Here is a 21,905-nt window from a genome sequence, read left to right as displayed (position 1 = left end):
ACTAGCCCAGGACCCGGGTCAGGTAGTCGTTGGTGAAAACCCGATTCGGGTCCAGGCGGTCGCGCACCGCCAGGAAGTCGTCGAAGCGGGGGTACGCCGAGCGCAGTGACTCCGCGTCCCGGTAGTGCAGCTTTCCCCAGTGCGGCCGGCCGCCCAGTGGTGCGCAGACCGCTTCGAAGGCCCGGAAGTACGGCTCGTACGGGCTGCCGATGAACTGGTGCACGGCGATGTAGGCGGACTCGCGGCCGTACCCGTGCGACAGCCAGATGTCGTCCGGGCCGGTGAACCGCACCTCCACCGGGAACTGCACCTTGAACGGCAGCCGGTCGAGGATGCCGGCCAGCGCGTCGAGGACCTCGGGGAGGGCGGCGCGCGGGATCTCGTACTCCATCTCGGTGAACCGGACCCGCCGGGGCGAGCAGAAGACCTCATCGGAGCGACCGGTGTAGGTCCGCGCGCTCAGCGCGCGGGCCGACATCGCGCTGAGCGCCGGAACCGTGGCCGGCACTCGCCGGCCGAGCCGGCAGACACCCTGCCAGACGGTGTTGGAGAGGAAGTCGTCGTCGAGCCAGCCCCGGAACGCCGACAGCGGCCGGTCGTTCTCGGGCACCCGGTTGTTGCGCTTGAGGTGGGTCCGGTCGGTGTACGGATACCAGAAGAACTCGACGTGGTCGTTCCCGGCGATCCATTCGTCGAGCCCGGCCAGCACGTCCGGCAGTGCCATCGGCCGCTCGTCGGCGAGCAGCGTGAAGGTGGGCACGCAGCGCAACGTCACCTCGACCAGTACGCCGAGCGCGCCCAGCCCGAGCCGGACCGCCTGGAACTCCGGCGCGTCGGCGGTGAACTTCTCGATCTTGCCGGTTGCCGTCACCATCGTCACCGCCTCGACGCAGGACGCCAGGGTGGAGTGGCCGGCGCCGGTGCCGTGGGTGCCGGTGGAGACGGCCCCGGCGACGGTCTGCGCGTCGATGTCGCCGAGGTTCGGCAGGGCCAGCCCGTGCTCGGCGAGCAGCGCGTTCAGAGTGGACAGCGGCATGCCGGCCTGCACGGTCACCAGCGGGCCGTCGATAGAGACGAGTCCGGTCAGCCGGTGCAGGAGCATCCGCTGGTCGTCGGCCACCGCGATGGCGGTGAAGGAGTGCCCGCTACCGACCACTTTGATCCGTCGGCCGCTTTCCGAGGCGTGGTTCACTTGGGCGGCTACCTCGTCCGCGGAGCCGGGAGTCAGCACCTCTGCCACCGACTCCTGATTGCGTCCCCAGTTGGTCCAGCGGCGGGAGTTAGCGGGTGTAGTCATTCCGGCCTTGTCCTCCGTCCGAGCGGACACCAGTACCTGGCGTCCCGTCGATGCGCCTCGCTCGTTGATCCGAGTAACGTTCGATTTATCACTGAGATTTATTCACGACATTGTCTTCGTGAGTAAATCTCTCTGCTGAGAGGGAGTGGCGACGCGTGTCGACACCAACCGTCAGCACCGGTCCGCTGAGGCGGGTTCCGGTGCAGGGCAGAAGCGTTGCCCGGGTACAGCGCATGCTCGACGCCTGCGCCGAGCTGGTGGACGAGGTCGGGTATGAAGGCCTGACCACGACGCTGCTGGCCGAGCGAGCCGAGGTCGCCATCGGCTCGGTCTACCAGTTCTTCCCGGACAAGCGGGCCATCGTTCAGGCCCTCGCGCTGCGCAACATGGACGCTTACCTGCAGAGTCTCTCCGACCGGTTCGCCAGCGAGACGTTCACTCACTGGTGGGACGCGGTGGACGCGGCGATCGACGCGTACATCCGCATGCACCGCAGTGTCCCGGGCTTCCGGACGCTGCACTTCGGTGACGTGGTCGACCTGCACCTGCTGGACTCGGATCGGGACAACAACGCGGTCATCGCCGAGCGGCTGGCCGAGTTGCTGGTCGAGCAGTTCCAGCTGATCGACCGGATCCGGCTGCGCTTCGCGTTGCAGATCTCGGTCGAGGCCGCCGACGCGCTGATCAAGCTGGCGTTCCGCCGGGACGCGAACGGTGACGAGGCGGTGCTGACCGAGGCCAAGGCACTGATCCGGGAGTACCTGCACCGGCACGTGGACGCCTGAGCTCGCCGTTCTCGAACGGTCAGCCCAGGAAGGCACGGCCTTCTCCGCGGTAGGTCGGGGCCGGCGTCGCTGTCTCGCCGTCGATGAGCTGCAACTCGTTGACGTGCTCGCACAGCTCGCCGGCCTTGGCGTGACGGAACCAGACCCGGTCGCCGGGGCGCAGCTCTTCGGCCGCCGCGCCGAGCAGCGGTGTCTGCACCTCCCCGGCGCCCTCGTCGGCCTTGAACTCGAGCCCTTCCGGCAGGTAAGGCGCCGGCAGGCGGGACTTCTCCGCGGTGCCGGAGGCGACCCAGCCGCCGCCGAGCACCGTGGCGATCCGGGGTGCCGGGCGGCGGACCACCGAGAGCGCGAAGAACGCGGCCGGGTTCGGGCGCCAGCTCCGGTACGAGTCGAAGAGCGCCGGGCCGTAGAGGCCGGAACCGGCGGTCACCTCGGTGATCGAGGGATCGGCGCTGGTCGCGGCCACGCTGCCGGTGCCGCCGCCGTTGACGAACTCGAGGTCGGCATGCTCGCGTACGGCCCGGACCGCCGCCGCGCGACGCGCCAGCAACTCGGGGAGGGCCCGGCTCTGCATCAGCCGGATCAGCCGGGCGCGCAGTGCCTGTCCGGGCGGGTCGTCGCCGACGCCGGCGATGTGCGCCTCGTAGGACATCATGCCGGCCAGCCGGAATCCGGGCCGGTCAGCGAGCATGCGGGCCAGGGCACCGGCCTGGGCGGCCGAGTGCACCGGCGAGCGGCGTACGCCGACGTACAGCGGACCGGCCGGCCGCCAGGAGGCGTCGAAGTCCAGGCAGAGACGGATGTCCGGCCGATCGGTGGGCGGTACGACCTGGTCGATCAGATTCGGCTGGGCCGGGTGGTCGACCATGACGGTCACGGCGGCGGCCAGCGCGGCGTCCGAGGCCAGCTCCCGCAGCGCGGTCCGATCGGCGGTGGGGTACGCGACAAGCACGTCATCGGTCACGCCGGAGCGGACCAGCCAGATCGCCTCGGGCAGCGTGTACGCCATCACGCCGCGCCAGCCGGGGCGGGACAGCACCCGTTCGAGCAGCGTGCGGCAGCGCACCGACTTGCTGGCGACCCGGATCGGCTTGCCCGCAGCACGGGCGGTCAGTTGATCGGCGTTGTCGTCGAAGGCGGCCAGGTCCACCGCGGCGAGCGGCGTCTCCAGGTGGTCGGTGGCCTTTTCGAGTCGCTGACGCAGGGCAGTGCGGTCCGTGAGCACGCGAGCACGGTAACTTGCCTCCGGGGCAATGCGAAAGGCATTCACATCCGTTCTACCCGTATGTGTGGAGCTCAGTGAGCTGCGGCGGCCGGTTACAGTGCTCCGAGCAGTGACCACGGGAGGTAGGGGCCATCAACAGCGAAAATCGCCAGGACAGCGGGCCCGTCGACCTCTCGGGTGCGGCGGCGCTCCGGTCGGTCCTGCGGCTGCGAGGCTTCCGCCGGCTCTGGCTCGTGCTCGCCGCCGCGTCGTTCGGCGACTGGATCGGCCTGCTGGCCACCGCCCTCTTCGCCTCCGCCCAGTTCGAGAACACCGCGGCCCAAGGCGCGGCGTTCGGCGGCACCATCGCCGTACGCCTGCTGCCGGCGCTGTTGCTCGGCCCGATCGCCGGTGTGTTCGCGGACCGGTTCGACCGGCGCTACACGATGGTCATCACCGACCTGCTCCGATTCGTCATCTACGGGTCGATCCCGCTGGTCCCGCTGTTCGGCGGCTCGGCCGCGCTGACCGTCGCCTGGGCCACCATCGCCACCTTCATCGGCGAGACGATCACCCTGATCTGGATCCCGGCCAAGGAGGCCGCGGTTCCGAACCTCATCCCGAAGAGCCGGATCGAGATCTCCAACCAGCTCACGCTGGTCACCACGTACGGGATCACGCCGATCCTCGCCGCGCTGGCGCTCTCCGCGCTCACCGCCGGCGTGCAGCAGTCCGGGGTGTCGCTGCCCGACTGGGCCCAACCGGTGCAGCTGGCGCTCTACATCAACGCGCTGGCCCGGCTCGCCACCGCGCTGGTGGTCTTCTTCGGCATCAAGGAGATCGGCGGCAAGACGCCGGAACGGGCGAAGGCCGCCGAGCAGAGCATGACCCGCCAGTTCCTGGACGGGTGGAAGTTCATCGGGCACACCGCGCTGGTCCGGGGCCTGGTGCTGGGCATCTTCGGTGCTTTCGCGGCCGGCGGTGTGGTGATCGGCGCCGCGCGTACCTTCGCCACCTCATTGGGCGCCGGCGAGGCCGCCTTCGCGCTGCTCTTCGGCGTCATCTTCATGGGCCTGGCGCTCGGCATCGGGCTCGGGCCGATGATCGTGAAGGACCTCTCCCGGCGCCGCTGGTTCGGCATGAGCATCGTGCTGGCCAGCGGTTCGGTGATGTTCCTCGGTTTCGCCTTCCACCTCTCCATGGCGCTGGTCGGTGCCCTGCTGGTCGGTGCGGGCGCCGGGATGGCGTTCCTGGCCGGTACCACCCTGCTCTACGGCGAGATCGCCGACGAGCTCCGTGGGCGGGTCTTCGCCGTGGTGCAGATCGGCGTCCGGATGGTGCTGCTGCTGGCCATCACCCTCTCCGGCTTCCTGGTCGGGCTGGGTAGCTCGCGCCGGGTCGATCTCGGGCCGGTCGGCTTCGACGTCTCGGCCACCCGCGTGCTGCTGCTGGTGGCGGGCGCGATCGGGATCTGGGTCGGCATCGGCTCGTTCCGGCAGATGGACGACAAACGCGGCGTACCGGTGCTTGCCGACCTGTGGGGCTCGGTGCGCGGCCGCCCGCTCTCCCCGGCGGAGACCTTCGTCCGGGCCGGTGTTTTCGTGGTGTTCGAGGGCGGTGAGGGTGCCGGCAAGTCGACCCAGGTCAACCGGCTCGCCGAGACGCTGCAGGCGCAGGGACGGGACGTGGTGGTCACCCGGGAGCCCGGTGCCACCCCGGTCGGCTCCCGGATCCGTGGCCTGGTCCTGGACAAGGGCGACGCCCCGTCACCCCGGGCCGAAGCCCTCCTGTACGCCGCCGACCGGGCACACCACGTGGCCACGGTGGTCCGGCCGGCGTTGGCACGGGGCGCGGTCGTGATCAGCGATCGGTACGTTGACTCGTCGCTCGCCTATCAGGGTGCCGGGCGTACCCTCCCGGTCCAGGAGATCTCCTGGCTCTCCGCCTGGGCCACCGGCGGCCTCAAGCCCGACCTGGTCGTCCTGCTCGACGTGGACCCCGGTGTCGGGCTCAACCGGGTGGACTCCCGTGGCGCCGGCACCGACCGGCTGGAGAGCGAGTCGCGGACCTTCCACGAGCGGGTGCGGTACGCGTTCCTCGACCTCGCCGCCGCGGACCCCAAGCGGTACCTGGTGCTGGACGCGGCCCGGCCGGTCGAGGAGATCGCCGAGACGGTGACCGAGCGACTGGCGGGGCTGCTCAGTGCCATGGACGCGGCGTACCCGGAGACCGTGCCGCCGGCGGCCGCCCCGGACACCGACATCCCGGACGCGCCTGTGCTGGAGGAGATGGCCGAGTTGATCGGTATCGACGACGACGAGGACACGCAGACCCGTCGCCGTCCCTAGCGACTAATTCCGGAAGAGGCGGAGCGGGATCGCGGCGGCCATCGCGGCCATCCCGGCGTCGTTCGGGTGCAGGTGGTCACCGCTGTCGTAGGCGGCGGCCAGCCGTAGCGGATCAGCCGGGTCACGGACCGCCCGGTCGAAGTCGATCACGGCGTCGTACTCGCCGGACGTACGGATCCAGGAGTTCAGCGCGGACCGCTTGCGCTCGTTCTCCGGGGTGTAGAAGCCGAGCGTGTCGGCCTTGAACGGCAGGATCGTCGCACCGTACGCCCGCAGCCCGGCCTGATGCGCGCGAGCGATCAACTGGCGGTGCCCCCAGATCAAGTCCTCCGCCGACACCACCTCGTTCGCCGGAGCGACGGTGCCCGGGTGACCGAGGTCGTTGACCCCGATCAGCACCACCAGGTACGCCGCGCCGGGCTGGGCGAGCACGTCCCGATCGAATCGGCGCAGCGCACTGTGCCCGAAATACGCCGCGAACGCCTCCGCGGCACTGCCGGCCGGCGGATTCGGGTCGTGCAGCAGCCGGTTTCCGGAGACGCCGACGTTCGCCACACCGCGCTCGACGCGTGCCGCGCGCAGCCGGGCGGCGAGCAGGTCGGGCCAGCGGTGGTTGGCGTTCGTCTCGGTGTTCGCCCCGTTCGTGATCGAGTCGCCGAGCGTGACGATCGACGCGCCGTGGGTGCGCACGCTGACCCCGGAGAGGAACAGCACCTGCCCCACGGTCCGGACCGGGGTGACCCGGCGGGCCGCGGTCACGTTCCCGCTCGCGACCACGTTGTCCTGGAAGGCGAAGGCCGCCAGCGTGGTGACCGGGGTGGACTCCGGCAGATGGATGCTGACGACCAGGTCCGTCCCGCCCTTGATCGGCAACCGGACCGGGTCGCTGACCAGCGGTGCCCCGGCCGGCACGGTCACCGCGCCACGCCCGCCGAAGGTCACCCGCCGATCGGTGCCGGCGACCGCGTCGGTGCTCGCACCCGAGCCGTCCCGGACCGCGACGTGCACCTCGCCGATCCGCAGCGGGGTCGCGCCGAACTCGTTGGTCAGCCGGATCCTCAGCTGATCACCGCCGATGCTGGTGTGCACCACGTGCCGGACCGTCTGGTCGGCCAGCACCAGCGGATCTCCCGGCGGGATCGTCGTCGGCACGGCGGCCCAGGTCGCGACCCAGCCGTCGGCACGGCCGGCGGCGAAGGCGGGCTCGGGCACGGCCGCGGCGGCCAGCGCCGTACCGGAGGCGAGGGCCAGGATCTCGCGACGAGTCGACATGAGGCACTCCGAAACTTTCGGAAACCGGACGATCGAGCTCCCGTAACGTAGAGCCGCCCGTCCGGCGTCGTCAAGGTCTCACCGATACGCTGGTCGCGGTTGTTCAGCCTGCGACGCTTATCGATGGCATCCGGTTGACGCGACGGCCTTGTTGTGCTTAATTTCGGCATCGGAATTCGGAAGTTTCGCGGGTGGCGCGCCGGATTGCCGAGGTGGCCAGGTCATCGTCACCACGGCGTCCGGTGTGCCGCATCAGCGGACCGCGCATCGTGCCGAGTTCCAGCACACTGGAGCACCTGCTCGCGCGGCGTGTCCCAGAGCGGCCCGGGAGAGGGGTCGCACCGTGGCCGTGCCGGCACCGTCCGCCGGCACGGTCACGGTGCCTGCACTGCTCAGCCGGCCTGCACTGCTCAGCCGGCCTGCACTGCTCAGCCGGCCTGCACTGCCCGGCCGGCGTGCACTGCCCGGCCGGCGTGCACTGCCCGGTCTGCGTGCACTGCCCGGCCTACATGCACTGCCCGGCCTACGTGCACCGCTCGGCTGAGTTGCGCCCTTAGCGGCTCGGCTGGGTGTTTCGGCTGCTCAGCCGCGCCAGAGGGTGACCATCATCGCCTCGACCGCGATCTTGGGTTTGACGTTCTGCTCGATGGCGTCGCGGCAGGCGAGCACCGCCTCCAGCCGCCGCAGCGTGCTCTCCGCCGACCACTTCTGCGCGGCTGCCTCCGCCTGGCCGGCGGTATCACCGTGCACGACGGCCACCGGCGCTCGCAGATTGGTGATCAGCACGTCCCGGTAGAAACCCGCCAGGTCGACCAGCGCCCGGTCCAGCGCATCCCGCTGAGCGCGGGTGGCCCGTGACTTCTGCCGTTTCTCCAGATCCCTGATCTGCCCGGCGGCGCCCCGCATCGCACCGGCGGCGCCGCGCCCGGTGCCACCGGCGCCCAGTGCCTGCTCCAGTGCGGCCCGCTCGGTGGCGTCACTGTCGATCACCGAGGCGGCCGCCTCGGCCTCGGCCGCCTCGATCAGGGCCGCGGCCGCCTCGAAGCAGGCGCCGACGCCGGTCAGGCGGCGCGGCACGGAGAGCACCGCCTCACGCCGGGAACGTGCCTCCGGATCGGCGGCCAGCAGCCTCGCCCGGCCGACGTGTCCCTGGGCCGCCGCGGCCGCCCAGGACGCCACGTCCGGCGCCACCCCGTCCCGCTGGGCGAGCACCTCGGCGACCGCGTCGGCGGGTGGCTGACGCAGCGACACCACCCGGCAGCGGGAGCGGATGGTCACCGAGATGTCGTCCGGATGGGTGGACGGGGTGCAGAGCAGGAAGACCGTCCGCGGTGGGGGCTCCTCGATCGCCTTGAGCAGCGCGTTGCCGGCGGCCTCGGTGAGCCGGTCGGCGTCCTCGATGACCACCACCTGCCACCGGCCGCCGGACGGGGCGGTCGCCGCCCGCAGAACCAGCGCACGCATCTCGTTGACCCCGATGGACAGCCCTTCCGGCACGACGAAGCGCACGTCTGCATGTGTCCGCCCGAGCGCGGTGTGGCAACCGTGGCACTCGCCGCAGCCGGTGCCGTCGCGCTCACACTCCAGCGACGCCGCGAACGCGCGCGCCGCCACCGAACGGCCCGAACCGGGTGGCCCCGTGAAGATCCACGCATGGGTCATCCCCCCGCCGCCGGGCTCGCCCGCCACGACCCTGGCGGCCGCGCTCGCGGCCCAGCGCAGGGTCTCGACCGGCTCGTCCTGGCCGACCAACTCCGAGAAGACGTCATGCCGACTCATCCGACGATGGTATTGCGCGGGTCCGACAAGACACGGACCGGAGGCCGGCCTGCTACCGATCGTGATCAGTGTGGTGATCTATGTCACAACGCGTGGCCAAAACCGAGTTATCCACAAGGGACTTCGCGGCGTAGCGGGAGCGTCACCGCAACCGGTACGGTCTGATCCCGGAACGCGACGGTGGGATGACGCGCGGTGAGGAGCCATGAATGGCCCGCGAGATCGACGAGGTGTGGATCGATGAGGCGATCGATCGCTATCGGCGGATCGAGAAGTTACGTGCCGAGTTCGACAGAGCAGTCGTCGCGCACTCCGTGTCGGTGCACTCCCCGGACCAGTCGATCGAGGTCGTCGTCACGGCGGCCGGCGAGATCGTGGACGTTCGCATACACGGCGGCCTTCGCCACCGCGACGCCTCCGAGTTCGCCCGACAGATCCGGACCGTCGTGACCAGTGCGGCGGAAGCCGCCCGCTGGGCGCGGGAGAAATTGCACGGCGAAGTGTTCGGATCGTTTCGCCGGTTGGAGGGGCACTGACATGGATCGACTCGCCGATCAGATCGACCATGCGGCTGCTGCTCTGGCCACAATGGATCGACGGCTCCCGGCGCTCGTGCCATCCGCCGCGGCCTTCGGCGCCGACGACTCGGGGCGGCCGGGCCGGATCGGCCGGGCCCTCTACGCGGGCTGGACAGCGGTGCTCGCCGCCCGGGCGCGGGAGGCGGCTGACGCTGCCGAGAGCCTGACCGAGATGGCCGGCTCCGTGCGGTCCAGCGGCCGGCACTACGCCACCACCGACGACGCGGTCCGCCGCAGATTCGAGCGAGGGCTCTGATGGCGGACCGTCTGGATGAGCTGGTCGAGGCCGCGGGCCCGCTGCTGGACAGGGTCGACAGCGTGCTTTCCGTGGTGGGTGCTCCGGAGGGGCATCGGGTCTGGGCCGAGTTGCGCCGGGTCCGGCTGCTTCCCGGTGACGCGGTGCGGGCCGTGTGCGACCTGCGGCCCGATGCCGTCCTCGAGTCGATGCCGGAGCTGCGGGACTACACCCGTGCCTATGCCGACCTGGCCGACGCCTTGCCGGTTGCCGACACCTGGTCCGGGGAGGCCGCCGAGGCGTATGAGCAGGCGCGGCGCCGCGCTGCCGTACATCTCAACGGCGGGCCGGACAGCCTCGGCCACCGGATGGGTGCCACCGCGGACCTGGGTGACGCCCTCGCCGAGTGGATGCGCCGTACTCGTGGGGACCTGGCGATGGCTCTGGCCGAGGTCCTCGGCTCCGCTGAAGCGGTGACCCTGTCGGCCGGCGAGCTCACACCGGACGAGGAGGCGAGTGCCGCGGCCGAGGTCGCCGCGCTGCTCTTGCGTACGGTCGCCGACAACTACGACCGCGGTGAGCAACTGCTCGACGAGTCCGCCGCGCTGCAGAACGCCCTGCTCGTCTGATCGCCCCCCGAAATTCCACTGTGGCGGATGCGGACGGCCGTTGCCGCGGCCGTCCGCACGCCCCGCCCCATCAAGAGTTGATTCGGCGTCTCCGGGAGCCCATGACGACCGCGGCGGCGCCGCCGATCAGCAGACCCGCGCCCGCCAGGATCAACGTGACGATCCCCGGCCCGGTGATCGGCAACCCGGCGCTACCCCCACCGGCTCCGGCTCCGGCGGACGAGACTCCTTGGCCGTGCGCGGCCGGAACCGGAGCCACAGCGGCACCTTCGAGCACGCCGATGCCGAGGTCGGCGACCACCGGGGACGGTCGGTAGCCGCGCTTCGTACGTTCCGGATCTCCGTCGCGGACCAGCGAAACCTTGATCGCGGTGGCCCGAGCCGCGATGGCGCCGCCCTTGGTGGCGTGGCGCACGTCGCCGAGCGAGACACGCAGCCGCGTTCCCTCGGTTATGCCGGGCGCCGGAGCCGATTCCGGCTCACTCGACGAGGGGAGTCCGGGAACAGCCGGCAACGGGAGCGGCGCGATCGGCTCGATCAATGCGGGCAACGACTCCAGCCCGCGAGCCTTGTCACTCACCGTGATGTCAACGCTGTCACTCGCTGTGGTGAGCCGCCTCACCCGGCCGTTCCGCTCGGAAACCTCGACGACCGCCGGGCGGTAGTTGACCTCGCCCTTCCCTGAGGGCGGCATGCTGACCCGCAGCTCGGGGGCCCGGACCACCCGGATCCGGACGGCGCCGTCGGCCAGGCTGATCCGGCCGGCGGAGATGGTCGCCCAGGCGACCGACTCCGGCCGGCCGTCGCGCTGCCGCACCGCGGTTTCGCTCCGGCCCGAGATCTTTTCCGGTACGCCGAGCAGCGAGTCACTGCCCGCCCCGGTGACCGTGATCCGGTCGAGTTCGGTCGACGATCGCGACGCCGGGGCATCGGCGGAGGCGCACGTCATGTCGTCGGTCCACCGGGCGTGCGCGGTGAGTTCACCGGCGCCCGCCCGTAGCGGCCCGAACCGCTTCTCCCCGGTACCTCGCACCGTCGGCTTCTGGCTGCTCGGCGGTGCTTGCTGGACCACCAGGTCGTTCCGGCTGGACGACCCGGCGACTCGGCCGTCGAACACCCGGGCGGCGGCCGCCGAATTGACCGGCCCGTCGGCGATCAGCACACTCCGGGCGTCACCCAGCCCGACACCACCGATCGACTGCGGGGCGCCTTTGTCTGGGCGTACCCGATTGCCTTGGTTTTGGGGTGACCAGGCAGCTGGCGCGAAACTCGCGCCGGCGTCGTCAGCGAAGTCCATGCCCGCGAACAAACCGCTCGCCGGGTCCGCATCGGCGGACGGCTCCTCGGCTTCGTCCTGGGTTTCGGTTGAGGCGGGAGTGCGCTCGCGGTCTGGCTTGTCGTTCTCTGGATCGCTTTCCCGGTCGGACAGACGGGGAGCGTCCGCGGCGCCGTGGCGCTTGCGCGGCGGCACGTCCTTCGACGTATCGGGCTCGCGCCCGTCCCGGTGGGCGGCACCCGCCAACGGCCCGAGATCGAGCCGGTTGACCCGGAGAATCTCCGCCCCGGACTGCGCGGCGAAGTGCTCGATCCGCTCGCAGGGCGCAGGCGCGGCTAGGACGGGTGCGGCGAAGGCCGGTATCGGCGCGGCGAGCGTGCTCGCGAACCCCAGCGCAGCGACGCTGGCGGCCATCGACCTGGCGGGTGTCATGGCAGTTCCTTTCGGGGGGTGCCGCAGGGACGGCGTCAAAAGGGCGGCGTCTACGGGACTGGCCAACGACGGTCGATTGGGGCGGTTGCGCTGCATCTATGCGACAACCCTCGCGGGTAGTTCAAATCCGGCATTTGGTGCAGCTGCCCGGCGGTCGTAGGGTTGGTCGCATGGGCATGCTGTGCGCGGTCAGTTTCAACCGGTATGGCCGCCTCTACTACCTCGACCCGAACGGGTTCACGCCGGCTGTCGGAGATCGCGTGCTGGTGCCGACCGATGACGGCCCCGAGGTGGCGGAGTGCGTCTGGGCGCCGCAATGGGTCGACGAGGAGACCTCGGGCTTTCCGAAGGTGGTCGGCCTCGCCGACGAGCAGGACCTGCACCGGGACGAGTTGCTGCGCAAACGGAAGGCGGAAGCGAAGGTTGCTGCCAAGAAGCTGATCAAGGCGCACGAGCTGCCGATGAAGGTCGTCGCCGTCGACCACGTCCTCGACCAGGGCGGCGGCAACGCCCGGACGACGATCTACTTCACCGCGCCGCACCGGGTCGACTTCCGATCCCTGGTCCGGGATCTCGGTGCGACGCTGCACTGCCGGGTCGAACTGCGCCAGCTCTCCGCCCGCGACTCCGCCCGGGTACAGGGCGGCATCGGCTCATGCGGCCGGGACCTGTGCTGCGCCACGTTCCTCACCGACTTCGAGCCGGTCACCATCCGGATGGCGAAAGACCAGGACCTGCCGCTCAATCCGCTGCGCATCTCCGGCGCCTGCGGGCGCCTGATGTGCTGCCTCAAGTACGAACACCCGCTGTATCAGCAGTTCCAGGCGTCGGCGCCAGCCGTGGGCACCCGTGTCACCACGCCGGAAGGCGACGGCCGGGTCGTCGCACACAGCGTGCCGAAGGACTCGGTCGTGGTCCGGCTCGACGCGGACGGATCCCGCTGCTCCTGCAGCCGGGCCTCGGTCTGTGGCCCACGCCAGGCCCACGACGCCCACTACGGCGAGGGCTGACCAGGCCGGTCAGGCGATGACGATGGGCTCCTCGATGCGGCGGGCGGCGAGCGGCTCTTGCGGGCGCACCCAGGGCGCCTGCGAATCTCCCCCCGGGTCGGCGGCCCACTTCCGGCAGACCCGGTCGACACCGATGGGGTGGATCGTGAGGGCGCCGTCGGCGTCGATGTGCATGCGCAGGAAGCTTTTGCCGTCCTCGATGCTCTGCCCGGCGAACAGCTCGTTGAGGTTCACCCCGAACCGGCCCGAGATCAGCAGGTACAACGCGCACAGCTGGGTGGACAGGACGGAGATCAGCGGACCGTAGGCGACCGCCGCCACGACCAGCGGTCCCGGCCATGGCCAGTCCCGGGCCGGCAGCTGCAACCAGACCCAGGTGCCGGCCGCCGCGAGGCCGATCTGCGCCAGCCCGTGCGCCACCCCGAGGATCCAGTGCCGGGCGTGCTTGTCCGACTCCGCGCCGGGCGGCCTCGCGAACAGAACCGTCCCGGCCATGATCAGTACGAGCATGAGCACCAGCGGGATGCTGAACAGCCGTTGGATGTTCCCGCCCTGGCTGGCCGCCCCGGCCATGGCCAGCATGGTCAGCGTCTGGATGATCCCGAGCATCGTGGCGAACCCGGCGTTGCGCCGCGGCAGGCGATGGAAAACGCCCCAGCTCCACCGGCGCGAGGTCGGCTCATCGGGAAAGCGAGCCGCCAGATCGTACGCCCGGCTGCGGCTGCGGCTCCGGGTCAACGTCTCCCGGGGTGGCACGGTGATCTGCTCGGGCAGATTCTGTGTGCCCAACGTGTACGCCCCGCCGCCACCGCAGGTGATCAGCTCCCGATCCTCCCCGGTGTACCGCGCGTAGTGGTGCAGATCCCCGGAGACCAGCACCCGGACCTGCGCCTGCGTGGGCGCCAGGATGGTGCGGATGAAGTAGTCGACCGCGTCGTACGCCTCCGGGTTGTCGACGGCCTTGACCCACGTCGGAGACGGCGTCATCAGGATGATCCGGTCGTCCGGCCCGACCTCCCGGGCCGCCTTCTCGAAATAGAGCAGCTGCGGGTCATCGATGTACGCCCCGAACTGCTCGTCCACGGCGAACAGCCACCAGTCGGCCGGCAGCTTCACCGCGAAATAGGACCGGCGCTGCTCCGTCCGCCAGCCGCCGATATGGCCATCCTTCCGCCGGGCGAACAGGCGCAGGAAAGCGGTCAGCCCGTCGTACCAGTCATGGTTTCCCGGCAGGGCGAAAAGCGTAGGTCGCGGTATCCCGGCCGGCGCCTCCGGCAGGGCCGCGCGGTACGGCCCCTTCATCCGGTTCTCGTAGCCGTCGCCGCTCGCCAGCGGATAGACCTGGTCGCCGCCCATCAGCAGCAGGCGCCCGCGAGGCAGCCGCTCGCCGCCCACCTCCAGCTCCGGCTGCGCCAACAGGTACGCCACCGAATACGTAGCGTCGAACCCGTCCCCGAGGTCGGCGACGTAGTCCAGCCAGATGTCACCGTCCGCGGTCGCGGAGTGATCGAAGAACTCACCGTCCAGTGCGTTCTGCAGCTCGCGCTTGTCCAGATACGCCCCGAAGAGGATCGCGAGCAGAGCCCGCAACCCGGTGTTGAGCAGCAATAACGGAGCAAGCCAGCCGATCGGTCCCTTCGGCGTGAAGCCGAGCTCCTGCGGATCCAGGCTGCGCGGTCGGTTGGGCACGGTCTGTTCGGACTCGGCGGGGCGCTGCCGGGGAGCGATTGCCACGCCTTGCACATTAGTCAGGGCGTACGACATCAGGCGTCCCTGCGAGGGGTGGATCGTCGATGCCGTACACTGACTCTTCGTTGCCGCCTTAGCTCAGTCGGCTAGAGCGACGCACTCGTAATGCGTAGGTCGACGGTTCGATTCCGTCAGGCGGCTCCATGAGAAAGCCCAGGTCATAGACCTGGGCTTCTCCTTTGTCGAGGTCGACGTCCAGGGTCCACAACCGCGGAGGTCGCTGCTAGATGGCAACCAGCGAGGACGACCTGACCATCTGGTTTGAGAGCCTTGATCCCCTCAAAGCCCGAACCTACGACGATGCACCGATGCGGGATGACTACAGCGACATCTACTTCGTGGGCACCGGGAAGTCCCGTGCCCACGCGGGCCGAGTAGGCCGACGTCCCGATTGCATCCCAGCGGATGCCCAAGCGTATTGGGCGCACGACCTGTGGACCGGGTGGTTGCATCCGGCGATCCCTCGATGCACCGTCTGTTTGGCGAGGCACCCGGTGACTCAAGTGATCGAGTAGTCCGCCATCAGCCAGCGGAATCCTGTCAGCTCATGACGCGCGTTTCCGGCTCGGCCGGCGGCCGCAGAACCGGCGACAACGCAATCGACAGAATCAACAAAACCGCCACCGCGAGCAACCCCCGCAGCACCGTAATATGGTCCCCCAGCAGCCCGATCAACGGCGGCCCGCCAAGAAACGCGCAGTACCCGATCGAGGCGACCACCCCCACCCGAGCCGGAGCCTTGGCCGGCTCGTCGGCTGCCGCGCTCATCCCGACCGGGAAGCCCAGCGACGCCCCGAGCCCCCACAGCAGAGCACCGGCGAACGCCAGCGGCGTGACCGAACCGAAGACGAACAGCACCAGGCCGGCGAGCGCGGTCAGTGCCAGAGCGCGCAGCACCGGCACCCGGCCGTAGCGGTCCAGCAGGGCGGGGCCGTACCAGCGGCCGAGTGTCATGGCGGCGAGGAACACCGCGAACGCCAGGGTGCCGACCGCCGCCGAGGTGTCGTAGTCGTCGATCATCGCGACGCTGATCCAGTCGATGCCGGCGCCCTCGGTGAACGCGAAGGCCAGCACGAACACGCCGATGAGCAGGGTGCGCGGCTCTCGCCAGGTGGCCAGCGTCCGGCTGAGACCACCGCCGCCGGTTTCCGGCTCGGCGTCGTCGTCCGGCACGAACTGGCGTACCGCGGCCACCACCGCGATCGTGACCAGGACGCAGCAGGCGGTGACGTGCGCGGTGACCGAGACGCCGACCGCCACCGCGCCCGCGCCGGCCAGGGCGCCGGCGACCGTGCCCACGCTGTAGCCGGCGTGGAAGCGCGGCATGATCGACCGACCGATGCGGCGTTCCACGATCGCGCCCTGCACGTTCATCGCCACGTCCCAGGCTCCGGTGGCGAAGCCGTACAGGTACAGCGCGATGACGACCGGCACGACCCCGAACTGGTATCCGATCGCCACCGCGGAGAGCGACGCACCGAGCAGGACGGCCATCACGGCGACCGTCCGCCGTGAGCCGAACCGCCCGACGATCTGTCCGGCCAGCGGCAGCGAGGTGATGGAGCCGAGCGCGATGGCCAGCAGCAGCAGCCCGAGCCGGGACGGGGTGAGGTCGAGTTCGTCGCGAATCTGCGGGATGCGGGCGGCGAAACTGGCCATGGCCACGCCGAGGAAGGTGAAAGCGACGTAGACGGCGCGGGTGGCCCGCTGGTCGGTCGCGACGGCTGTGCTCAAGTGTGCCCCGTGGAATAGTGAGGAAGGTTCACGGAAGACGGTATCTAAACTTCTTGCGTGGTGGAGAACCCGGAGTGGGACGTCGCGGTGATCGGGGCGGGACCAGCAGGGCTTTCGGCCGCGCACGCGGCGGCGTCCGCCGGGGCACGGGTCGTGGTGCTGGAGCGCGCCGAGCATCCTCGCTACAAGACCTGCGGCGGCGGGCTGCTCGGGATCTCCCTGCGGATGACCTCGGAGCACCTGCGCGTGCCGGCCCGAGACACGATCAACGCGGTTACCTTCACCCATGACGGCCGGCGTGAGTTCACCCGCCGGTCGCCGGGCGAGCCGGTCGTCACCATGGTGCGTCGCGACGAGTTCGACCACGCCTGGTATCGGGCGGTGGTCCAGGCCGGCGCGACGGTCCGGCAAAACAGTCTGGTCCGGGCCGTTTCCCAGAGCGAGCGTACGGCTACCGTAAGTCTCGCCGGCGGCGGTGAGGTGACGGCTCGCGTGGTCATCGGCGCGGACGGCTCGGCCGGTGTCAGTACCCGGCACGTCGGCGTCACCTTCGACCAGCAGGATCTCGGGCTGGAGGTGGAACTCGCGGCGACCGAGGCGGACCGGTCGCGCTGGCGGGGCCGTCTCCTGCTCGACTGGGGCCCGGTGCCCGGCTCGTACGGGTGGGTCTTCCCGAAGGACGACCAGCTCACCGTCGGCGTGATCATGGAGAAGGGCCGGGGCGCCGACACTCGGCGATACCTCTCGGACTTCGTCGCCCGGCACGGTCTCGCTGACCGGTCGGTGGTGCGCGACTCGGGGCATCTGACCCGGTGCCGGGCGGCGGCCGCCCCGCTGCGCCGCGGACGGGTGCTGCTCGCGGGTGACGCGGCCGGTCTGCTGGAGCCGTGGACCCGGGAGGGCATCAGCTACGCGCTGCGCTCCGGCGCCTGGGCCGGTCAGGTCGCCGCGAAGGACGGTGACCTCGCCGCGTACGACCGGATGGTGACCGAGCGGCTGGCACCCGAGATGGCGGCCGGCCGCCGACTGCTGGGCCTGTTCGGGCGCCATCCGGGACTGGTGCACGCGGCGTTCGCGAGCCCGCTCGGGTGGCGGGCGTTCACCGGTTTCTGTCGCGGCGAGATCTCGATGCACCGGGTGCTGCGGAGCCGTACGATCCGGGCCGCGGTCGGCATGCTCGGCGGCCGGCCCACACGAGCGCAGCCGGCCGCCGATTAGTCGGCACGGATCAGGAGCGCATCTGCCACGGCGCCCACTGCACCGGGGCGGCGAATCCGCCGCGCCGGGCGTCCCGGGCTCCGGCCGCGGACAGCGGTCCTTCCCGGTCCGATTTCACTCCGGTGCCGATCAGCCTGGTCTCGAACCAGGATCCACCCAACCCACGACGGACGCGTTCCCAGAGCCCGCCCTCGGTCAATGCGGCGACGTGGGTGTGCAACTTCTGCGCCAGTTCCTTGGGGTCCTCACCGCAGGTGTCGCAGGCACAGGCCGGTAGCGACTCCTCCCACCACCGGCCGAGGCGCAGGATCAGCCCGGGGTCGGTGAAGTGCACCGCCAGCGGTGCCGCGGTGGGTACGCGGGGAATGAGCCGGACGGTCCGCACGAGCGCGTCATCGAGCCCGAGCGGTTCCTTGCTTTCCCGGCGCTCCACCTGGTAGCGCTCGGTGAGCTCGTCCAGCAGGTCGTCGGCCGCCTCGTGCAGCAACGCGAAGCGGTCGGTGTCGGTGGCGTGCGCGTAGCCGTCCACCATTGCAGTATGCCGCGCTCGGCCCGCGACACCCTGCTCCTCCGGCAGAAGCGGAGTCATTCGAAACCGAAGTCTCCGGCCTTGATCCCGGCGACGAACGCGTCCCACTCGGCCTTGGTGAAGGCGAGTGGGGTGCCGCCGGGCTCCTTGGAATCGCGGACGAGGAAGTGGTCTCCGACCTTGGCTACCTCGACGCAGGCCCCGGTGGAACATTGACCGCTACGACGCCAACGTGGCTCATCCGTCGGTTTGATCATCTGTGTGCACCTCCGTGACGGTTCGGTTCCACGGTATGCGAATGAGCCGAACCCAACGGATGAATGAAAATCAATCGACGCCGCTTATCACCTCAAATGTGAGGTATGCGGCGTCAATTTATGATGGTGCACGAATTTTGTGAGTATTTTTTGACCGGCCCGCCCCGCGTCGAATCGAATGCGCAGAGCGGGCGGGCCGACGACGTCAGAAGCGGAACTCTCCCGCGTTGACCCCCTCGACGAACGCGTCCCACTCGGCCTTGGTGAAGCTGAGGGTCGCGGCCTCGGGGTTCTTCGAGTCGCGAATCAGGTACTGGTCGTCGACCTTGGCAACCTCGACGCAGGTTGACGTTCCGCAGCGGCTGCTCTTCCGCCATGCGGGCACGTTGTTCTCTCCCATTGTGGACCTTCCACGATTTTTGGCGCCGCGCCGGCGAAGGCGGCCACGGCCTTGGTTATCCATCATTGTCCCGAGGTGGCCCATCGGTCGCCCCACCTTCAAGGATCTCTATCTGCCGCCGGATGAATTCGATTGTGTCTGCCTCATCGGCGACCTCGTGCCAGACCTTGTCGTAACGAGCGCGGTGTTTCGCGGTTGTTTCGCGGTCCTCGATCATTTCGTCGCCCAGGCCGGTTTCCCGGTAGAGCACCTCGCCCTCGCCCAGAATGAGCAGGTCGAAACTCGCGTTGTTGGTCACCGAGGCATCGAGGGAGAACGGCACCATCCGAATCCGGATGCGGCCCGCCTCGGCGTGTTTCTTCAGGTCGCGCAGCTGCGCGGCGAACACCTCGGAGCCGCCGATGGTGCGGCGCAGCACCGACTCGTCGACCATGAGGTAGATCTGCAGGCCGTCACCGACCCGGGCGAGCAGCGCCTCGCGGCGCAGCTTCCGAGCCCGGAGGCGCCACTGGCGTTGTTCCTCACTGAGTTCGTCCTCGAAACGGGCCATCAACGCGCTCGAGTAGTCGGCGGTCTGAAGGGGACCCGGAATGAAGTAAATCGAATACGAACGGATCTCCGTGGCTTCGCTCTCGTACTCGATCAGCTTACGCGAGGAGTCGGTGAGATGATCGCGGAACTCGGACGACTGATACCACGCCTGTCGCTGCCGGGTACGGGCGATACGGGTGTCGGCGAGCATTTCCGCGACAGTGCCCTTGTCCTTGATCCCGAGATAGGCGAGCAGCGGCTTCAGATCGTTCGGGGAGATGCTGACATCCCCGTTCTCGATCCGGATCACCTTGCTGAGCGACCACTCCATCGCCTCGGCGACCTGCAGTTGCGTGAGGTCGGCTCGCTCTCGCGCTTCTCGGAGCGCGAGACGCACCCGTCGGCGCGCGATCGTAGGCGAGTCGCCCTCAGCCATGAGTCCTTCATCGTCGAAGTCAGGTATTACGCTGAGTAGTGATGATCCTGCTATCTGCAACCTCGCTAACAGCCAACTGGCAGGTAGCGAGGTCGCCGACATCCTAGATTACTGTCCTATCAGAACGACAGGCGCCAGGTAGGGGTTTTGATCGAATAGATACTTCACTCGATAGGTTCTCGCTCGGGCCTCTCAGGCGGCGGCTAGGCCATAGCCCAGCGAGGGCCGCGGGGAGCGAGGGGTGTCCTCCATGGCCCGGCGGAGGGCGCGGCTCACCTGGTTGAACACGCGTTCGTCCGGCGAGGAGTAGAGGACCACGGCATCGCCCTTGTATTGGGCGTGCAATTCCCAGTGGCGGGGCTCCCGCCAGCTGACGGCTGCGGCGGGTGTGGCGAGGGCGAGGAAGGTGATCACGTACACCGCGGGGTGAGCGAGGATTGCCCAGCCGGCGATCGCGGTGAACAGGATGCCGCCGGCCACGGCCGGGGCGTACGGGCGGGTGCGCGCCGGCGTTTGTACCAGGCCGACATTACGCAGATGCTGAACGTGGAAAACCAACTGTCCGGAACTGGTATGCCAGACGAACTGGTCGTTGGTCACCATGGCGTCGTGCATGTCGTAATAGGTACGTGTGCGCATGGCGAACTCCTCTTCACTTTTCCTTGCGAGGAGGAGAAGAGCGGGCCACCATTGGCGCGAGAGAACGTCCCCGCCTCGCTCATGACGCAACTACCGGAGATTGTGAAGCCGGGAGCCGCCAGAGGCGGACAACGGCACCCGTTTGCCGCCGGGTGCCGTTGTTGACTCTCCCTCCAGCTCCGCCCTTTCGTTGCTCTGCCTTCAGTAGAACACGCCACCAGGCGACTCGCCACCACTCAATCTGCCATGTTGCAGAATGCGTACAAGCTGTCGGGTCCGGTGAGGGGTGAGCGGTCTTACCCGAGCGGCGGCGTTTCAGCCCTGGATCGATCGGGTAGGCCTCCCTCGTAGCCGCGACGAACCTGTATTTATGCAGGTGGGGAGGCAGAAGTCGGATGGAGAGCCGATTGAGGGTCGCGGGTCAGGCGGTCCAGCCAATACTGGTGATGTTCCCGCTGGGCCTCTTCGCGATGGCCGTAATGTTCGATATGGCGGACTTGCTGGGTGGACCTAGCATTCTTGGCGCGCTGGCCTACTGGAACGTCATCGCCGGGCTGATCGGTGGCCTGCTGGCGACCCTCGCGGGCGCTGTCGACGTGATGTTCGTGCGCCACTCCGGGGCACGCCGCCTCGGCGTCCTTCGTGGCCTGATCAACAAAGGCGTACTGGTGATCTTCACGGTCATCTCGATGTTGCGCGTGCGCGATCCCGAACGCGTGGTCAGCGGCGGGCTTTTCGTCGTCGAATTGATGGCTCTGGCGCTGGCCGGATACGGCGCCTGGTTCGGCGGCAAAATCGCGACCGGACAGGTGCCGGCGTTTGCCCGTGCCGCTACCGGGAACCGGAATTACTGACGCCTGATCACGACGTACTCCGGGTATCCGGAAGGAGCACACGATGACCGCATCGATCAAGGGAAAGCGCGTGGCTTTCCTGGCGACCGACGGCGTGGAGGAGATCGAGTACACCGAGCCGCGCAAGGCCGTGGAATCGGCGGGCGGAACTGCGGAACTCGTATCGATCAAGGACGGTGAGATCCAGGCCGTCAATCACCTGGACAAGGCCGGCACGTACCGCGTGGAGAAGAGTGTGCAGGACGCCGACGCGAGCAACTACGACGCGCTGATCCTGCCCGGCGGAGTGGCCAATCCCGACTTCCTCCGGATGGACGCCGACGCGGTGCGTTTCGTCCGCGACTTCTTCGCCGCGGGCAAGCCGGTGGCCGCCATCTGTCATGGACCGTGGACGCTGGTCGAGGCGGGCGTCGTCGACGGCCGCACGCTGACCAGCTGGCCCAGCCTGCGTACCGACCTGGTCAACGCCGGCGCCACCTGGGTGGACGAACAGGTCTTCGTGGACGAGGGCCTGGTCACCAGCCGCAAGCCGGACGACCTGCCGGCCTTCTGCGAGGCCGTCGTCGAGCGCATCGCGGCCCAGCAGCCGGCCTAAAAGATCAAAACCAATTTTCTTGTACGCCTAGGAAGAGTCTTGTGGCGCCCGGCCCCGGCCCGGCGCCCCCCCCCAGTAAACCCCCCCCCCCGCGGCCCCCCCTGGTGGCCCCCCGGGG

21 protein-coding genes and 1 tRNA gene are annotated in these 21,905 nt (G+C 69.4%); 10 read left to right on the top strand and 12 right to left on the bottom strand.

Annotated elements, in window-relative coordinates:
* Window position 1 precedes the first annotated feature (1 nt).
* Window positions 2-1,297, bottom strand: a complete 1,296-nt coding sequence (locus tag I4J89_RS27640) for a D-arabinono-1,4-lactone oxidase (protein WP_196417009.1) — start codon at window positions 1,295-1,297, stop codon at window positions 2-4.
* Between the two features lie 155 nt (window positions 1,298-1,452).
* Between I4J89_RS27640 and I4J89_RS27635 the strand changes: the two genes are divergently transcribed.
* A complete protein-coding gene (locus I4J89_RS27635) occupies window positions 1,453-2,082 on the top strand; it encodes a TetR/AcrR family transcriptional regulator (protein ID WP_196417008.1) in 630 nt (209 codons plus the stop codon).
* Window positions 2,083-2,101: 19 nt separating this feature from the next.
* Here I4J89_RS27635 and I4J89_RS27630 read toward each other — a convergent pair whose 3' ends face one another.
* Window positions 2,102-3,307 (bottom strand): amino acid deaminase/aldolase, encoded by a 1,206-nt coding sequence (locus I4J89_RS27630; RefSeq protein WP_196417007.1) that lies wholly within the window; start codon window positions 3,305-3,307, stop codon window positions 2,102-2,104.
* Between the two features lie 233 nt (window positions 3,308-3,540).
* Here I4J89_RS27630 and tmk point away from each other — a divergent pair, with 233 nt between their 5' ends.
* A complete protein-coding gene (gene tmk, locus I4J89_RS27625) occupies window positions 3,541-5,634 on the top strand; it encodes a dTMP kinase (RefSeq protein WP_196417006.1) in 2,094 nt (697 codons plus the stop codon).
* 3 nt (window positions 5,635-5,637) lie between these two features.
* Here tmk and I4J89_RS27620 read toward each other — a convergent pair whose 3' ends face one another.
* Window positions 5,638-6,906 carry an SGNH/GDSL hydrolase family protein gene (locus I4J89_RS27620; protein ID WP_196417005.1) on the bottom strand — a complete coding sequence of 423 codons (1,269 nt, stop codon included), beginning with the start codon at window positions 6,904-6,906 and terminating at the stop codon, window positions 5,638-5,640.
* A gap of 582 nt (window positions 6,907-7,488) precedes the next feature.
* The gene (locus I4J89_RS27615) at window positions 7,489-8,685 is read right to left on the bottom strand and encodes a DNA polymerase III subunit delta' (protein WP_196417004.1); all 1,197 of its coding nucleotides are present in this window, start codon (window positions 8,683-8,685) and stop codon (window positions 7,489-7,491) included.
* Window positions 8,686-8,894: 209 nt separating this feature from the next.
* Between I4J89_RS27615 and I4J89_RS27610 the strand changes: the two genes are divergently transcribed.
* The 3 genes from I4J89_RS27610 to I4J89_RS27600 are packed head-to-tail and all read left to right on the top strand — an operon-like array spanning window position 8,895 to window position 10,127.
* A complete protein-coding gene (locus I4J89_RS27610) occupies window positions 8,895-9,221 on the top strand; it encodes a YbaB/EbfC family nucleoid-associated protein (RefSeq protein ID WP_196417003.1) in 327 nt (108 codons plus the stop codon).
* Between the two features lies 1 nt (window position 9,222).
* Complete coding sequence (locus tag I4J89_RS27605; protein ID WP_196417002.1) at window positions 9,223-9,519, top strand: hypothetical protein; 297 nt, start codon at window positions 9,223-9,225, stop codon at window positions 9,517-9,519.
* Window positions 9,519-10,127 (top strand): hypothetical protein, encoded by a 609-nt coding sequence (locus I4J89_RS27600; protein WP_196417001.1) that lies wholly within the window; start codon window positions 9,519-9,521, stop codon window positions 10,125-10,127. The genes I4J89_RS27605 and I4J89_RS27600 overlap by 1 nt, the downstream gene beginning before the upstream one ends.
* Before the next feature lie 70 nt (window positions 10,128-10,197).
* On the opposite strand, the gene I4J89_RS27595 is transcribed toward I4J89_RS27600, so the two are convergent.
* Window positions 10,198-11,835 (bottom strand): hypothetical protein, encoded by a 1,638-nt coding sequence (locus I4J89_RS27595; protein ID WP_196417000.1) that lies wholly within the window; start codon window positions 11,833-11,835, stop codon window positions 10,198-10,200.
* A gap of 170 nt (window positions 11,836-12,005) precedes the next feature.
* Between I4J89_RS27595 and I4J89_RS27590 the strand changes: the two genes are divergently transcribed.
* On the top strand, window positions 12,006-12,845 hold the full coding sequence (locus tag I4J89_RS27590; RefSeq protein ID WP_196416999.1) for a PSP1 domain-containing protein: 840 nt from the start codon (window positions 12,006-12,008) through the stop codon (window positions 12,843-12,845).
* A gap of 9 nt (window positions 12,846-12,854) precedes the next feature.
* On the opposite strand, the gene I4J89_RS27585 is transcribed toward I4J89_RS27590, so the two are convergent.
* Window positions 12,855-14,579: a metallophosphoesterase family protein gene (locus I4J89_RS27585; protein WP_309238504.1), complete on the bottom strand. Its 1,725-nt coding sequence runs from the start codon at window positions 14,577-14,579 to the stop codon at window positions 12,855-12,857.
* An 82-nt stretch (window positions 14,580-14,661) separates the two neighbouring features.
* Here I4J89_RS27585 and I4J89_RS27580 point away from each other — a divergent pair.
* Window positions 14,662-14,738 (top strand) — tRNA-Thr (locus tag I4J89_RS27580).
* Window positions 14,739-15,134: 396 nt separating this feature from the next.
* Here the strand turns inward: I4J89_RS27580 and I4J89_RS27575 are convergent.
* Window positions 15,135-16,328 (bottom strand): MFS transporter, encoded by a 1,194-nt coding sequence (locus tag I4J89_RS27575; RefSeq protein WP_230859688.1) that lies wholly within the window; start codon window positions 16,326-16,328, stop codon window positions 15,135-15,137.
* A gap of 57 nt (window positions 16,329-16,385) precedes the next feature.
* On the opposite strand from I4J89_RS27575, the gene I4J89_RS27570 reads away from it, so the two are divergent.
* A complete protein-coding gene (locus I4J89_RS27570) occupies window positions 16,386-17,546 on the top strand; it encodes a geranylgeranyl reductase family protein (protein ID WP_309238503.1) in 1,161 nt (386 codons plus the stop codon).
* A 10-nt stretch (window positions 17,547-17,556) separates the two neighbouring features.
* Here I4J89_RS27570 and I4J89_RS27565 read toward each other — a convergent pair whose 3' ends face one another.
* The 5 genes from I4J89_RS27565 to I4J89_RS27545 form a co-directional block, all read right to left on the bottom strand.
* Window positions 17,557-18,135, bottom strand: coding sequence for a DUF6226 family protein (locus I4J89_RS27565; RefSeq protein ID WP_230859687.1), 579 nt, complete (start codon window positions 18,133-18,135; stop codon window positions 17,557-17,559).
* Entirely contained in the window at window positions 18,132-18,332 is a 201-nt protein-coding gene (locus I4J89_RS27560) for a DUF397 domain-containing protein (RefSeq protein WP_196416996.1), read from the bottom strand. The genes I4J89_RS27565 and I4J89_RS27560 overlap by 4 nt, the downstream gene beginning before the upstream one ends.
* Window positions 18,333-18,537: 205 nt before the next feature.
* A complete protein-coding gene (locus I4J89_RS27555; protein WP_196416995.1) occupies window positions 18,538-18,732 on the bottom strand; it encodes a DUF397 domain-containing protein in 195 nt (64 codons plus the stop codon).
* A gap of 55 nt (window positions 18,733-18,787) precedes the next feature.
* Window positions 18,788-19,699, bottom strand: a complete 912-nt coding sequence (locus I4J89_RS27550; RefSeq protein ID WP_196416994.1) for a helix-turn-helix domain-containing protein — start codon at window positions 19,697-19,699, stop codon at window positions 18,788-18,790.
* A gap of 192 nt (window positions 19,700-19,891) precedes the next feature.
* On the bottom strand, window positions 19,892-20,338 hold the full coding sequence (locus I4J89_RS27545; protein WP_196416993.1) for a DUF6232 family protein: 447 nt from the start codon (window positions 20,336-20,338) through the stop codon (window positions 19,892-19,894).
* Window positions 20,339-20,733: 395 nt separating this feature from the next.
* Between I4J89_RS27545 and I4J89_RS27540 the strand changes: the two genes are divergently transcribed.
* On the top strand, window positions 20,734-21,192 hold the full coding sequence (locus tag I4J89_RS27540; protein ID WP_196416992.1) for a DUF2231 domain-containing protein: 459 nt from the start codon (window positions 20,734-20,736) through the stop codon (window positions 21,190-21,192).
* 43 nt (window positions 21,193-21,235) lie between these two features.
* Window positions 21,236-21,787 (top strand): type 1 glutamine amidotransferase domain-containing protein, encoded by a 552-nt coding sequence (locus I4J89_RS27535; RefSeq protein WP_196416991.1) that lies wholly within the window; start codon window positions 21,236-21,238, stop codon window positions 21,785-21,787.
* The last annotated feature ends 118 nt before the right edge of the window (window positions 21,788-21,905 follow it).

Source organism: Actinoplanes aureus (assembly GCF_015704865.1).
GTDB classification, from domain to species: Bacteria; Actinomycetota; Actinomycetes; order Mycobacteriales; family Micromonosporaceae; genus Actinoplanes; species Actinoplanes aureus.
This window is presented reverse-complemented; position numbering and strand designations above follow the sequence as displayed.

Coding starts and splice junctions, on each gene's coding strand:
- I4J89_RS27640 (WP_196417009.1), bottom strand. CDS start 1,297: ATGACTACACCCGCTAACTCCCGCCGCTGGACCAACTGGGGACGCAAT.
- I4J89_RS27620 (WP_196417005.1), bottom strand. CDS start 6,906: ATGTCGACTCGTCGCGAGATCCTGGCCCTCGCCTCCGGTACGGCGCTG.
- I4J89_RS27615 (WP_196417004.1), bottom strand. CDS start 8,685: ATGAGTCGGCATGACGTCTTCTCGGAGTTGGTCGGCCAGGACGAGCCG.
- I4J89_RS27610 (WP_196417003.1), top strand. CDS start 8,895: ATGGCCCGCGAGATCGACGAGGTGTGGATCGATGAGGCGATCGATCGC.
- I4J89_RS27605 (WP_196417002.1), top strand. CDS start 9,223: ATGGATCGACTCGCCGATCAGATCGACCATGCGGCTGCTGCTCTGGCC.
- I4J89_RS27600 (WP_196417001.1), top strand. CDS start 9,519: ATGGCGGACCGTCTGGATGAGCTGGTCGAGGCCGCGGGCCCGCTGCTG.
- I4J89_RS27595 (WP_196417000.1), bottom strand. CDS start 11,835: ATGACACCCGCCAGGTCGATGGCCGCCAGCGTCGCTGCGCTGGGGTTC.
- I4J89_RS27590 (WP_196416999.1), top strand. CDS start 12,006: ATGGGCATGCTGTGCGCGGTCAGTTTCAACCGGTATGGCCGCCTCTAC.
- I4J89_RS27565 (WP_230859687.1), bottom strand. CDS start 18,135: ATGACTCCGCTTCTGCCGGAGGAGCAGGGTGTCGCGGGCCGAGCGCGG.
- I4J89_RS27560 (WP_196416996.1), bottom strand. CDS start 18,332: ATGATCAAACCGACGGATGAGCCACGTTGGCGTCGTAGCGGTCAATGT.
- I4J89_RS27555 (WP_196416995.1), bottom strand. CDS start 18,732: ATGGGAGAGAACAACGTGCCCGCATGGCGGAAGAGCAGCCGCTGCGGA.
- I4J89_RS27550 (WP_196416994.1), bottom strand. CDS start 19,699: ATGGCTGAGGGCGACTCGCCTACGATCGCGCGCCGACGGGTGCGTCTC.
- I4J89_RS27545 (WP_196416993.1), bottom strand. CDS start 20,338: ATGCGCACACGTACCTATTACGACATGCACGACGCCATGGTGACCAAC.
- I4J89_RS27540 (WP_196416992.1), top strand. CDS start 20,734: ATGGAGAGCCGATTGAGGGTCGCGGGTCAGGCGGTCCAGCCAATACTG.
- I4J89_RS27535 (WP_196416991.1), top strand. CDS start 21,236: ATGACCGCATCGATCAAGGGAAAGCGCGTGGCTTTCCTGGCGACCGAC.